We start from the raw sequence: 13,330 nt of genomic DNA on the forward strand, positions 1-13,330 counted from the left end.
CCGCGTAAGCAGCTGCCGGTCTCGCCGTGCGCCCTGCGCGCAGCGGGGCAGGCTGCCCCCCGCGCTGCCTCACCCGCGCCGCGCTGACATCCTCCGCAAACCACTACAATCCCGGGGATGAACGCCAGCCACAACACTCCCCCTGCCGATCCGAACGCCGCCCCCGTGCCCGCGACGGATCCTGATACCCAGGCCTGCGCTCCGCTGGACGCCGAGCTCACCGCCCCGCGCACGACGCACATCCGCAGCTTCGTGCATCGCCGGGGCCACATCACGCTGGGCCAGCGCGAAGCGCTGGAGACCCTGCTGGACAAGTGGTCGCTGGACTATGCCCCCAAGGGCCTGGACGTGGACGCCGCCTTCGGCCGCAGCGCGCCGCTGATCCTGGAGATCGGCTTCGGCATGGGCGAGACCACGGCGAAGATCGCCCTGGCCCGCCCCTCGGACAACTTCCTGGGCGTGGAAGTCTTCAACGCCGGCGTCGGCGCGCTGTTGAAGCGCATCGAAGAGCACACCATTCCGAACATCCGCATCATCCAGCACGACGCGGTGGAAGTGGTGCGCGACATGCTGGCCCCGAACAGCCTGGCCGGCGTGCACATCTATTTCCCCGACCCCTGGCCCAAGAAGCGCCACCACAAGCGCCGCCTGATCCAGCCGCCGTTCATCGCACTGCTGGCCAGCCGCCTGGCGCCCGGTGGCTATATCCACTGCGCGACCGACTGGGAACACTATGCCCAGCAGATGCTGGAAGTGCTGAGCGGCGAGCCGCTGCTGCAGAACACCGCGGCCGACTACGCGCCGCGCCCGGCCTACCGGCCGCAAACCAAGTTCGAGACGCGCGGCCTGCGCCTGGGCCACGGCGTCTGGGACCTGATCTTTACCCGCAAGGCTTGAAGGACCGCCACCATGCAGATCGTCCTGAACGGAGAATCCCGCCAACTGGCCGCCGGCCAGACCGTCGCCGCGCTGCTCGATGAACTGGGCTACGCAGGCAAGCGCCTGGCCGTCGAACGCAACGGCGACATCGTGCCGAAAAGCCAGCATGGCGTGACGGCCATCCAGGATGGCGACCAGCTGGAAATCGTGGTGGCGGTGGGCGGCGGCTGAGCGCCGCCCTGCCGTGGCGCTGGCTCAGTCCAGCGCGCGGTTCTTCGATTCGACGTCCACCATCTTCACTGCCAGGGCCGCCACCGCCAGCAACGCCGACAGCACGAACAGCGACAAGGTGAAGTGCGTCGCCATGATCGGCGCGATGATGGCGGGTGCGAACAGGCCGCCCAATCGCGCCACGGCGCCGGCCATGCCCATGCCGCTGGCGCGCAGGTCGGTCGGATAGACCTCGGGCGTGAAGGCATACAACGCCCCCCAGGTGCCCAGCAGCGCGAAGCTCATCAGCAGTGTCGAACCGACGATCAGCGCGGTGGAGGTGCCCAGGCTATACAGCAGGCAGCCCACGGCGCTGAGCAACAGGAAGCCGATCAGCGTGGGCTTGCGGCCCCAGCGCTCGACACCATAGGCCGACAGGGCGAAGCCCGGCAACTGCGCCAGCGCCAGCACGATCAGGAATTCCTGGCCCCGCATGAAGCCGAAGCCTTCGGCAGAGAGCTTCACCGGCAGGTACACGAACACGCCGTAGTAAGCCACCGAGATCAGCAGCCAGGCCACCAGCAGCGATACGCTGCGGCGCGCCAGGCCGGTGCCGAAAAGCGCGAACACCGACTTGCGTTCCAGGGCCTGCGGCGCGAGTTCGCCGATCTGGACGGTGTTGCCGTTGGCCTCGGCCACGCGCTGCAACACCTGGCGTGCTTCGGTCGATTTGCCGATGCGGTTCAGGTACAGCGGCGACTCGGGCACGTAGAACCGCAGCACCACGCCTACCAGGGCCGGAATGCCGGTCACGAAGAAGATGATGCGCCAGGCGTCCTCGCCATAAGTGCTGGCGAACAGGGCCAGGATGGCGAGCAGGATGGTGCCCACGGCCCAGAACGATTCCAGCAGCACCAGCCAGCGGCCACGGCGGTCGGCCGGCAGGAACTCGGCCATCATGGTGTAGTCCACCGGCAGCGTGCCGCCCACGCCCACGCCCGTCAGGAAACGCAGGAACAGCAGCCAGGCGAATTCCGGCGCGAAGGCGGATGCCACGCCCGCCACGGCGTCGATGATCACGGCGATCATCAGCACCGGCCGCCGCCCGATGCGGTCGGCCAGCCGGCCGAAGGCGAATGCGCCGATCAGCATGCCGACGAAGAACAGCGTTCCCGTCTGCAGTGCCTGGGGAATCGTCAGGCCGAAGGTCTTGGCGATGGAGGGCGCGCTGAAGCCGATGGACAGCACCTGCATCGCATCGGCCATCCAGACCAGCCCGAAGATGACGAAGAGACGGTACTGGAACCGTCCCACGCCTGCCGTTTTCAACCCTTGTTCAATCGTTATTGTTGCTGCCATGGCTGCTCCTACGAGGTTGCCTTTGGTTTTTTTCATGCGCTTGCGCGCGGCCAAGTACGTTGTGCTGCGATGTCTCCGGTGGCCCGCCGGAATCAGTGGGCCTGTTTGCGTATCCGGTCGATTGCCGGCTCTGTGTCCTGCCAGGGCCTGGCCTGCGGCGCGAAGCGCGCACGCAGATAGCCAAGCAAATCCTGTACCTGCCTGTCGTCCAGGCTGTCCTTGAAGCCCGGCATGTAGCCCAGCTCCTCGTTGGCGGGTTGCTGGATGCCGTGCAGGACCACCTGCAACAGGTTGTCCGGCGTCGCGGCATGGAGATTCGGATTGCTGGCCAACGATGGCTTCACCCCGAACAGCGTCGGGCCGCTGCCCGCCTCGTGACAGGCCGCGCACGCGTTCTGGTAGATGCGTTCGCCGTTGGCGTGGTTGACGAAAAGGCGCTGGGCATCCGGCTGCCGGGCCGCCGCCGCGGGCAGCGCGTCGGTCGCCGCAGACATCGCGGGCGCGGGGGCCGGCGCTTCCTTGCGCTCCGCCCCCCCTGCCGCCTTGCCGCCGGGCAGGTCCAGCAGATAGGTCGTGATGGCCCGGACGTCGCTCTCGGGCAGTTCTGCCAGGCCGTGGATCACGGGCGCCATGGGACCCGCGGCCACGCCATGGCGCGCCGAATACCCCGTGCGCAGATACTGGAACAGTTCATCGGCGGTCCAGGGCGTGGCGCCCGACGCCAACTGGTTCAGCGCCGGCGCCGTCCAGCCTTCGGCCTCGCCGCCCGCCAGGTAGCTTCCCAGGCCGCGCTTCTCCGCGCCCAGCGCATTGCGCGGCGAATGGCAGGCGGCGCAATGGCCCGCGCCTTCCACCAGATACGCCCCGCGGTTCCACGCCAGGCTTTGCGCGGGGTCGGGCTGATACACGCTGTTGTCGTGGAACAGCAGGTTCCACCCCGCCAGGGTGGGCCGCAGCTTGTACGGAAATGCCAATTCGGTCTTCGGCGGTTCGCTGCGCACCGGCGGCTGGACCATCAGGTAGGCATACAAAGCCTGCATGTCGGCATCGGTGAGCTTGGCGAACGCGGTATAGGGGAAGGCCGGATACAGCTGGCGCCCGTCGCGGTGGACACCTTCGCGCATGGCGCGGTCGAAGGCGGAGAAAGACCAGCGGCCGATGCCGGTGTCGTTGTCGGGCGTAATGTTGGTGGTGTAGATCGTGCCGAAAGGCGTTTCCAGCCCCAGGCCACCGGCGTTGGCCTCGCCCTTGGGCGCGGTATGGCAGACCACGCAGTCGCCCGCCGCGGCCACCAGGCGCCCCCGCTCGATGGCCGCATCCGAATACAGCGAGACGTCCGGCCCGTCGGTCGGCGCGATGGCCGGCTTGCCGGGCCAGGCCATCGTCACCAGGCCGGCGACGGCTCCCGCCCCCGCAGCCAGCCACAGGCCGCCGCGCTTGTACCAGGCGCGCGGCGTGGCCCGCGGGCGTGACGGCAGCAATGCCTGGCGCAGTTGCTCACTGTTGAACGGCACCTGGCGCAGACGCACGCCCGTGGCATCGAAGATGGCGTTGGCGATGGCCGCCGCGGCGGGCAAGGTCAGGACGCCGTCCGCGGCCAACCGCCCCTGCGCGACGGGCGGCTGCGCCAGGGCGGTGCGCACCTCCTGCGCATCCCTTTGCGCGTGCACCATCTCGTGCCCGGCCTCGGCAAGCGCCAAGGGCGCGGCCCCGCCCGCCGCCGTCGCGCCCCAATCGTCGAAGCGCGCCGGCACGCCAAGCAGGCGCCGGGCGCTGTCCAGCAACTGGGGAGGCTGCTCGTGGATGGCCGCGCCTTGCGCGGCCTGCAGATGCTGGCTGTCGTGGCCGACCACCAGGCGCGTCACGTCGACACGGCCCGTGTCGGGCTCGACCGCCACCTCGACCACCCAGGCGCTCCAGCTGTCCTGTGTGCCGCCTTCGATGTCGCCGGTCCGCACATGCGCCGAGGCATAGCCGCGGCCTCGCAGGGCTGGCATGCCATCCTGCGCGCTCAGGCGTTGATCGAGGGCCATGGCGCCCGCGGCGCCGCTGGGCAGGGCCTGCCATCCGGACTGCTCGGCCAGGCGCCGTGCCAGTTCACGCCCCGGCCCCGGCGGCGCCACGCTCAGGCGATGCGCCAGCGGATCGGCGCCGAGCCGCGCGGCCGCCTCGTCCAACAGGCTCTCCTGCGCGAAGACCTGCATGGCGCCCAGTTCGGTGCTGCTTGCATGCACCAGCGCCCCGCCTGTGCTGGCGGACACGATGGCAGGGTCGCCTTGCGCGGCGGACCGCGCCGACGCCGCCGCCTGCGCGGGCGTCGCCAGCAGCCTGGCCAGGCTGGGACGCACGCCCCAATGGACATTCGCGTGCAAGCAGGCCGCAGGGGGCTCCGACGCCAAGGGAGCGGCCTCGCCACTCGGCGCTTGCGGATCCTGCGCGGCCGGCATCATGGGCTGCGCGGCCAGGGAGAGCGCCCCCGCCTCGGCGGGCTGCTGCAGGAAGATGCGTACCGGCCGGCCCACGGCGCGCGACAGCAAGGCGGCATCCGCCGCGGCGTCCATCACGTCCAGGTCGTGCACGATGCAGGATCCGGCAGATGCCAGATGAATGCGGTCACCCGGCAGGTCCAGCAGGCCAGCCAGCTCGGCACGCAAGCTTGCGTGCCGCTCTCCGCCGCCGGGCAGCCAGACACCCGCAACACCCGCCACGCACCACACCGTGACCGACAGGCCCTCGACGCAGGGATGGGCAGGCAACTGCCAGGTGTAGGTTTGCGCCGCCGCCTCGGGCGCATCCTCTGGCGGCGTGGCAGGGACAGGCCCGGTTGACCGCCACTGCGGCGCCAGCATCTCGGCCGCTTGCCGCGCAAGCACCGCGGAAACCGCCACCACGCCCACGAAATGCGCGATGCGCACGACATCGACCACGCCAGGCATGGCTCGCGCCGCGGCGTCATCCAGCCGCGCCAGGCCGGGGCCGGTGTAGCGCCGGCCATCCCACGCCATGCGTGGCGGGCGCGACACGACGCCATGCAACGCCGCTGCGGGCGGCATGGCGCCATCCAGGCCGGCCGGCAGCCGCCCCTGCATCACGGCGCCGCTCACTGCCCGCTCCGCTTGGCGCAGGCCGTCTCACGCGCCTGCGCATGCAAGGCCACGGCGCGCCGCGCCGCCTGCAGGATTTCCACGTGCGTGCCACAGCGGCACAGATTGTGGCGCAGCTCCTGGCGGATCCGCGCCTCATCGGGGGCAGGCTGGCGGCGCAGCAAGGCCTCGATCATCATGATCATGCCGTTCAGGCAATAGCCGCACTGCGCGGCCTGGCACTCGATGAAGGCCTGCTGGGTCGGCCCGGGACACGCGACATCGCCCAAGCCTTCCAGGGTGGTGACCTCCCTTCCGATCACGCCGCGCACCGGCATCACGCAGGCGCGCGCCGCCACGCCGTCGACCAGGACGGTGCACGCGCCGCATTCGCCCAGGCCACAGCCATACTTGGGGCCGTTCAGCGCCAGGTCATTGCGCAGCACGAACAGCAGCGGCGCCGCCGGCTCCACCTCGACCGTATGCGACCGCCCGTTGACGGACAGCCGCACACCTGGTGGACGGGGGACATCGGAACTCGCGGAGTCGCTGCTGTGCATTGTGGTCACCTGTGTAGGTCAGCCCTCAACGCCTTCAGGTCGCCGTCGCCGCCTTGGGTTGCGGATCGACGAGCGGCACGCTGAACACGTCGTAGCCAAAGCACCAAGCGGGATCTTCGTTGGTGCGCAGCCACGTATTGTCATGCGAGATACGCTGCACCTTGCTGGCGCGTTCCGCACGGTTGGCCTCGTAAAGACCGAAGGCCAGTTCGTGGTGCTCCGCGCCCACTTCCTTGAAGCAGCGCACCAGCATGGCCGCATCCTCGATGGCCATGGCCGCGCCCTGCGCCATGTGCGGTTTCATGGGATGGCACGCGTCGCCCAGCAGCACCAGCCGCCCGCGGCTCCAGAGCGGCAAGGGGTCGCGCTCGAGCAGCGACCACTTGGTCACCTCGACGGTGGCGTCGATCAATGCCTGCACGGTGGGATGCCAGCCGCGGAAGGCGTCGCGCATCTCTTCCTTGCTGCTGGGCAGCCAGCGGTCCTTCAGGTCCCACTGCTCGACAGGCACGCCGGTCACGTAATAGAGTTCGTCGGCCTTGGCGGTCACGAAGTAGGTCATCATGTGGCGGTCATCGCTCCACCACTTCACGCAGGGGTCGAAAGGCAGCATGCCCGCCTTGGTGGGCGGCGTGGTGAACACGGCCCGGTGGGCAAGATAGCCCGCGTACTTGGGAGGCTCGGGTCCCAGCAACTCTTCACGGATGCGCGAATTCACGCCATCGGCGCCGATGACGATGTCGGCATGCGCCACCGTGCCGTCGGCAAAATGCATGCGCACCTCGTTGCCCAGGTCCTCGACCTTGGTCAGCAGCTTGCCGTAGGTCAGCGCGCCGTCGGGCAGCGCATCGATCAGCAACGCATGGAAGTCGCCGCGGTGCACGGTCAGGTAGCTGGCGCCGTATTCCTTCACCGCGTAATCCCCCAGCGGGATCTGGGCCAGGATGTCGCCCGTTTCCCAATGGCGGCTGTGCCAGGACTCGGGATGCGAGCCCTGCTCGTTCAACGCGTCCTCGATGCCGATTCGGCGCAGGATCTTCATGACGTTGGGACCGACGTGGATCCCCGCCCCCTGGCGCGAAAAAACGGGCGCCTGTTCATAGACGTGGACGTCGAACCCTTCCTGGATCAACAGGGAGGCGGCGGCTGCACCGCCCAGACCGGCGCCGATCACGGCAATTCTTGGTGTTGCGGACATAAGCAATGCTCTCCAGGCAGTCAGCCGGCCTCGGGGACCCACCCGGGGCGGAGTCGGGCGAAACCGGATAAATACAGCGTACACACTGTTTGTTCTAGCGCAATGTACCGGCAATAAAATACGATGACAAGGAAATCGATATCGGGTAACTCTAAGTATTTTCCCTAGTTTTCCTATGAAACACCCTAACGGGAAGAACATTGCGACTGGCGTTCGATTTCTATATATTGAGTGTCTACGCTATATATTGTCGGGAGAAACCATGAGCAAGACCTACCGCATCGGCCAGATCGTGCCGAGCTCGAACACCACGATGGAGACCGAAGTGCCCGCCATGCTGCAGGCCCATTCGCACGTGCGGCCCGCCGACCGCTTCACGTTCCACTCGAGCCGCATGCGCATGAAGACCGTCAAGAAGGACGAGCTTGCCGCCATGGATGCTGAAAGCGACCGCTGCGCGCTCGAGCTCTCCGATGCGCAGGTCGACGTGCTGGGCTACGCCTGCCTGGTGGCCATCATGGCCATGGGACACGGCTACCACCGCGTCTCGCAGGAACGCCTGACCGAACGCACCGCCAGCAACGGCGCCACCGCCCCGGTCATCACCAGCGCGGGCGCGCTGGTCGAGGCCCTGAAGGTCATGGGCGCCAGGAAGATCGCGCTGGTTGCGCCGTACATGGTGCCGCTCACCCAGCTGGTGATGGACTACATCGCCAACGAGGGCTTCGAGATCGTCGACTGGCGCGCCCTCGAAATCCCCGACAACCTCGACGTCGGCCGCCACGACCCGTCGAAGCTGCCCGGCATCGTCGCCGGCATGAATGTGCAGGACGCCGACGTCATCGTGCTGTCGGCCTGCGTGCAGATGCCCTCGCTGCCTGCCGTCGCCCAGGTGGAGGCCCAGACCGGCAAGCCGGTGCTGACCGCTGCCATCGCCACCACCTACGCCATCCTGAAGGAACTCAAGCTCGACCCCGTGGTGCCGGGCGCAGGCGCGCTGCTGTCGGGCGCCTATCCCTACGCCAGGTAAGGAGGCCGCCATGCAGACGACCTATCTCTATGGCGCGCACGTGCACGCCAACGGCATCCGCCAGCACTACCTGCGCTACGGCGGCAATGACGGCGCCCGCGCGGCCCGCGATCCCATCGTGCTGATCCCGGGCATCACCAGCCCGGCCGTCACCTGGGGTTTCGTCGCGGAGCGGCTGGGCAAGCACTTCGACACCTACGTGCTGGACGTGCGCGGGCGCGGCCTGTCCTCGTCCGGCCCCGGCCTGGACTATGGCCTGGACGCGCAAGCCGCCGACGTGCTGGCATTCACGCAGGCGCTGGGCCTGTCGCGATACTCCCTGCTGGGGCACTCGATGGGCGCCCGCATCGCCGTGCGCGCCGCGCGCAGCCAGCCCGAGGGCCTGGCGCGCCTGGTCGCCATCGACCCGCCCGTCTCGGGCCCTGGCCGCCGCGCCTATCCCGCCAGGCTGCCCTGGTACGTCGACTCGATCCGCCAGGCCACGCTTGGCATGGACGCCGAGGCCATGCGCGCCTTCTGCCCCACCTGGACGGACGCGCAGTTGCGCCTGCGCGCGCAGTGGCTGCACACCTGCTTCGAGCCGGCCATCGTGCAGAGCTTCGAAGACTTCGGCCGCGACGACATCCATGCCGACCTGCCCAGGATCAAGGCGCCGATGCTGCTCATGACCGCCGAGCGCGGCGACGTGGTCAACGACGCCGACGTCGCCGAGTGGCAAGGCCTGGCGCCGCAGACGCAACACGTGCGCGTGGCCGGCGCGGGCCACATGATCCCCTGGGACAACGAGGCCGGCTTCCACGCCGCCTTCGGCGAGTTCCTGGGCCAGCGCCTGGCTTGACCGCGCGCATCCTCAACGTTTCCTCGGAAACCACCGGAGTCCTGCCATGTCCGTGAGCGATATCGATCTGATCCAGGCCTGGAGACAGGTCCTGACACTGTCCAAGCTCGAAGCCGGCCAGACCGTCACCGTGCTGACCGGCGCCGACACCCATCCGCAGACGCTGCGCTGCGCGATCGCCGCCGCCAGCGACATGGGCGCGCGCGTGAACCGCCTGGACCTGCCGCCCGTGAACGCGGAGAAGTCGCTGTCGCGCGACTCGCTGGCCTACCTGGGCACTACGCCGCTGACCGGCAACCCCGCCGCCATCGCCGCGCTCAAGGCCAGCGACCTGGTGCTCGACCTGATGACGCTGCTGTTCTCGCCCGAACAGCACGAGATCCTGTCGGGCGGCACCAAGATCCTGATGGCCGTCGAGCCGCCCGAGGTGCTGTGCCGCCTGGTGCCCACCGATGGCGACCGCGCGCGCGTCACCGCCGCCTCGGCGCTGATCGAGGCGGCCAGGACCATGCACATCACCTCGCAGGCGGGCACCGACCTGCGCTGCGCGCTGGGCGAATTCCCGGCCATCCGCGAATACGGCTTCGTCGACCAGCCCGGCCGCTGGGACCACTGGCCCAGCGGCTTCGTGCTGACCTGGCCGAACGAAGGGCAAAGCCAGGGCGTGGTGGTGCTCGACCGCGGCGACATCCTGCTGCCGCTGAAGGAATACGTGGACGACCCGATACGCCTGAGCATCGCCAACGGCTATGTGCATGCCATCGAGGGCGGCCTGCAGGCCGACATCCTGCGCGAATACATGGCGTCCTATGAGGACCCGGAAGCCTATGCCGTGTCGCACATCGGCTGGGGCCTGCAGCCGCGCGCGCACTGGTCCATGCTGGCCCACTACGACAAGGAGTCGCACATCGGCATGGATGCCCGCGCCTTCGAGGGCAACTTCCTGTGGTCGATGGGCCCGAACAACGAAGCCGGCGGCTCGCGCACCACCGCCTGCCACATCGACATCCCGATGCGCCATTGCACCGTGACGCTCGACGACACGCCCACCGTGATCGACGGCGTGGTGCAGGACACCGAAGGCCTCGCCCGCGCCAGGCGGCAGGCCGGCCTCGAGGGGATCGTGGCATGAGCCAGTCTTCACCCTCATCCTCGACCCAGGCCGTGCCGCTGGACGGCGTGCAGGGCGACGTGTCGGCCTATGCCCGGCAGGGCTTCGGCACGCCCTTGCCGCTCAAGGCCCCCTTCGGCCTGCTCATCATCGACTTCGTCAATGGCTTCGCCGACCCGGCGGTGTTTGGCGGCGGCAACATTCCCCAGGCCATCGCCCGCACCCGGTCGCTGCTGGCGCATGCCCGCGAGCAGGGCTGGCCCGTGGCGCACAGCCGCATCGTGTTCTCGGACGACGATGCCGACACCAACATCTTCTGCCTGAAAGTGCCGGGCATGCTCACGCTGAAGGAGGACAGCCCCGCCAGCGCCATCGTGCCCGAACTCGCGCCCGCGCAGGGCGAGTACGTCGTGCGCAAGAGCACGCCCTCGGCGTTCTGCGGCACCATGCTGGCCCCCTGGCTGACGCAACGCGGCGTGCAGACCCTGCTGGTGGCCGGCTGCGTGACCAGCGGCTGCGTGCGGGCCAGCGTGGTCGACGCCATGCAGGCGGGTTTCCGTCCGCTGGTCGTCTCGGATTGCGTGGGCGACCGCGCAATCGGGCCGCACGAGGCCAACCTGTTCGACATGGCGCAGAAGTATGCCGCGGTCATGCCGCTCGCCCAGGCCCTCGTCGACATCGAGGCCCTGCCGCGATAAGCTCGCCACGATGAACCTGCCCCAGCCCAAGGCTCTCCACGACGACCTGCTCGATCGCGGCGGCGCACTGCTGGTGATCCGCGTACCGGTGGCGCCTCCGACGCCGGCGCCCGGCCAGCCCGGCGCCGCGTCCGACTACGTGCCCGCCACGCCGGAGATCTTCGTCGCGGTGCTCGATGCCCCCGGCACGCCGGCAGGCTGGCGCGCGCTGGCCTTCAACGGCCACGTCGACCTGGGCACCGGCATCCGGACCGCGCTGGCGCAGATCGTGGCCGAAGAGCTCGACGTCCCTTTCGAGCAGCTGGAAATGATCCTGGGCCACACCGAGGCCGCGCCCAACCAGGGCCCCACCATCGCCAGTGCAAGCATCCAGATCTCGGCCGTGCCCTTGCGCCGCGCGGCGGCCCAGGCGCGCGCGCATCTGCTGGCGCTGGCCGCGGCGCGGTGGCAGGTTCCCGCCACGGCCTTGCGCGCCCGCGCGGGCCGCATCGTGTTTGCCGATGAGGCCGATACGCGCACGCTGCATTACGGTGAACTGCTGCGCGCACGGCACGACAGGCTCACGCTCTCCGACGACGCGCCGCTCAAGCCCGCCTCCGACTACACCGTGGTCGGCCGGGCACGTCCACGCGTGGACATCCCCGCCAAGGCCACGGGCGTGCTTACGTTCGTGCATGACGTACGGGTGCCCGGCATGCGGCACGGCCGGGTCGTGCGTCCGCCCTACCCGGGCCGCGATGGCGGCGATTTCGTGGGCCATAGCCTGCTGTCGGTCGACACGGACTCGGTCGCGCACCTGCCCGGCCGCGTCCGCGTGGTCGTGCGCGGCGATTTCGTCGGCGTCGTGGCCGACCGCGAAGAGCAGGCCGTGGCCGCCATGCGCGCGCTCAAGGTGCACTGGCGCGAGATCCCGCCCGCGCCTGATCTCGGCGATCTCGAGGCCGCGTTGCGCGCCAACCGCGCCGAGCCCCGCCACCTGCGCGACGATGGCAATACCGCGCACGCCCTGGCCACGACGCCCGATACCCGGCGCTTGCGGCGCAGCTATGTCTGGCCCTACCAGATGCACGCCTCCATCGGCCCGTCCTGTGCGGTGGCGGATCATGCCAACGGACGCCTGACCGTCTGGTCCGGCACGCAGAACCCGCACATGCTGCGCGTCGACCTGGACCGCCTGCTCGACCTCGGCGAAGGCAACATCGAAGTCGTGCGCATGGAGGCCTCGGGCTGCTATGGCCGCAACTGCGCCGATGACGTCTGCGGCGACGCCGCCCTGCTGGCCATCGCCGATGGCGCACCGGTACGCGTACAGCTGACGCGCGAGCAGGAACACCAATGGGAGCCCAAGGGCACCGCCCAGCTGATCGACGCCGAAGCGGCGCTGGATGAAGACGGCAAGCTGCTGGCCTATGACTTCGGCGTGCGCTATCCCTCGAACGACGCGCCGCTGCTGGCGCTGCTGCTGACCGGCCGCGTGCCGGGCCAGCCCCGTACGCTGCAGATGGGCGACCGCACGGCCGTGCCGGCCTATCGCTATCCGCACCTGAACATCACCTGCCACGACATGCCGCCGCTGGTGCGCGCCTCGTGGCTGCGCGGCGTCTCCGCCCTGCCCAATGCCTATGCGCACGAATGCATGATCGACGAACTGGCGCACATGGCCGGCCAGGACCCGGTGGCATTCCGCCTGCGCCACCTGGATGACACCCGCGCCATCGACCTGCTGCGCGCCACGGCCGAACGCGCGCACTGGCAGGCGGGCTCGGCCGGCAGCCGCGGCGCGCCCGGCAGCGATGGCCTGTTGCACGGACGCGGCGTGGCCTATGCCCGCTACGTCCACAGCAAGTTTCCCGGCTTCGGCGCAGCCTGGGCCGCCTGGGTGGTCGACCTGCGCGTCGATCCGGCCAGCGGCCACGTCACCATCGACCGCGTCGTGGTGGGCCACGATGCCGGACTCATGGTGAATCCCGATGGCGTACGCCACCAGGTCCACGGCAACATCGTGCAGACACTCAGCCGTGCGCTGCTCGAGCAGGTCCGCTTCGACGCGCAGGGCGTGGCCAGCCGGGAATGGGGCGCCTATCCCATTCTGGACTTCACCCGCCTGCCCGAGATCGACGTGCTGCTGATGCCGCGCCAGGACGAACCGCCCATGGGCGCGGGCGAATCGGCGTCGCTACCCGGCGCGCCGGCCATTGCCAACGCGCTCTTCGACGCGACCGGGCTGCGTCTGTGCGCGCCGCCCTACACGCCCGAGACAGTGCGCAACGCCTTGCTCGCCCGCAAACAGCCTGGCATGCCGCGCGCCGACGCGCCCCTCTCCGACACGCAACCCGCGTAGACTAGCGCGCATGCCATCCGCCT

The 13,330-nt window shown here is 69.3% G+C and carries 11 protein-coding genes; 7 read left to right on the forward strand and 4 right to left on the reverse strand.

Annotated elements, in window-relative coordinates:
* The first annotated feature begins 117 nt into the window (after positions 1-117).
* Both trmB and thiS read left to right on the forward strand, forming a co-directional pair.
* A complete protein-coding gene (trmB, locus tag ODI_RS19525) occupies positions 118-897 on the forward strand; it encodes a tRNA (guanosine(46)-N7)-methyltransferase TrmB (RefSeq protein ID WP_067754266.1) in 780 nt (259 codons plus the stop codon).
* A 12-nt stretch (positions 898-909) separates the two neighbouring features.
* Complete coding sequence (gene thiS / locus ODI_RS19530) at positions 910-1,110, forward strand: sulfur carrier protein ThiS (protein ID WP_067754263.1); 201 nt, start codon at positions 910-912, stop codon at positions 1,108-1,110.
* Positions 1,111-1,134: 24 nt separating this feature from the next.
* Here the strand turns inward: thiS and ODI_RS19535 are convergent, their stop codons facing one another.
* The 4 genes from ODI_RS19535 to ODI_RS19550 form a co-directional block, all read right to left on the reverse strand.
* A complete protein-coding gene (locus ODI_RS19535; RefSeq protein ID WP_067754260.1) occupies positions 1,135-2,448 on the reverse strand; it encodes an MFS transporter in 1,314 nt (437 codons plus the stop codon).
* A 92-nt stretch (positions 2,449-2,540) separates the two neighbouring features.
* Positions 2,541-5,537 carry a c-type cytochrome gene (locus ODI_RS19540; protein ID WP_067754719.1) on the reverse strand — a complete coding sequence of 999 codons (2,997 nt, stop codon included), beginning with the start codon at positions 5,535-5,537 and terminating at the stop codon, positions 2,541-2,543.
* A gap of 11 nt (positions 5,538-5,548) precedes the next feature.
* Positions 5,549-6,091, reverse strand: a complete 543-nt coding sequence (locus ODI_RS19545) for a (2Fe-2S)-binding protein (RefSeq protein ID WP_067754257.1) — start codon at positions 6,089-6,091, stop codon at positions 5,549-5,551.
* Between the two features lie 34 nt (positions 6,092-6,125).
* The gene (locus ODI_RS19550; RefSeq protein WP_067754254.1) at positions 6,126-7,289 is read right to left on the reverse strand and encodes an FAD-dependent oxidoreductase; all 1,164 of its coding nucleotides are present in this window, start codon (positions 7,287-7,289) and stop codon (positions 6,126-6,128) included.
* A 262-nt stretch (positions 7,290-7,551) separates the two neighbouring features.
* Here ODI_RS19550 and ODI_RS19555 point away from each other — a divergent pair, with 262 nt between their 5' ends.
* The 5 genes from ODI_RS19555 to ODI_RS19575 are packed head-to-tail and all read left to right on the forward strand — an operon-like array spanning position 7,552 to position 13,307.
* The gene (locus ODI_RS19555) at positions 7,552-8,319 is read left to right on the forward strand and encodes a maleate cis-trans isomerase family protein (RefSeq protein ID WP_067754251.1); all 768 of its coding nucleotides are present in this window, start codon (positions 7,552-7,554) and stop codon (positions 8,317-8,319) included.
* 10 nt (positions 8,320-8,329) lie between these two features.
* Positions 8,330-9,157, forward strand: coding sequence for an alpha/beta fold hydrolase (locus ODI_RS19560; protein WP_067754248.1), 828 nt, complete (start codon positions 8,330-8,332; stop codon positions 9,155-9,157).
* 46 nt (positions 9,158-9,203) lie between these two features.
* Entirely contained in the window at positions 9,204-10,289 is a 1,086-nt protein-coding gene (locus ODI_RS19565; RefSeq protein WP_067754244.1) for a 2,5-dihydroxypyridine 5,6-dioxygenase, read from the forward strand.
* On the forward strand, positions 10,286-10,966 hold the full coding sequence (locus ODI_RS19570; RefSeq protein ID WP_067754241.1) for an isochorismatase family protein: 681 nt from the start codon (positions 10,286-10,288) through the stop codon (positions 10,964-10,966). The genes ODI_RS19565 and ODI_RS19570 overlap by 4 nt, the downstream gene beginning before the upstream one ends.
* A gap of 10 nt (positions 10,967-10,976) precedes the next feature.
* Positions 10,977-13,307, forward strand: coding sequence for a xanthine dehydrogenase family protein molybdopterin-binding subunit (locus ODI_RS19575; RefSeq protein ID WP_067754238.1), 2,331 nt, complete (start codon positions 10,977-10,979; stop codon positions 13,305-13,307).
* Positions 13,308-13,330: the final 23 nt, after the last annotated feature.

The sequence above is a fragment of the Orrella dioscoreae genome (assembly GCF_900089455.2).
Classification (GTDB): Bacteria; Pseudomonadota; Gammaproteobacteria; order Burkholderiales; family Burkholderiaceae_B; genus Orrella; species Orrella dioscoreae.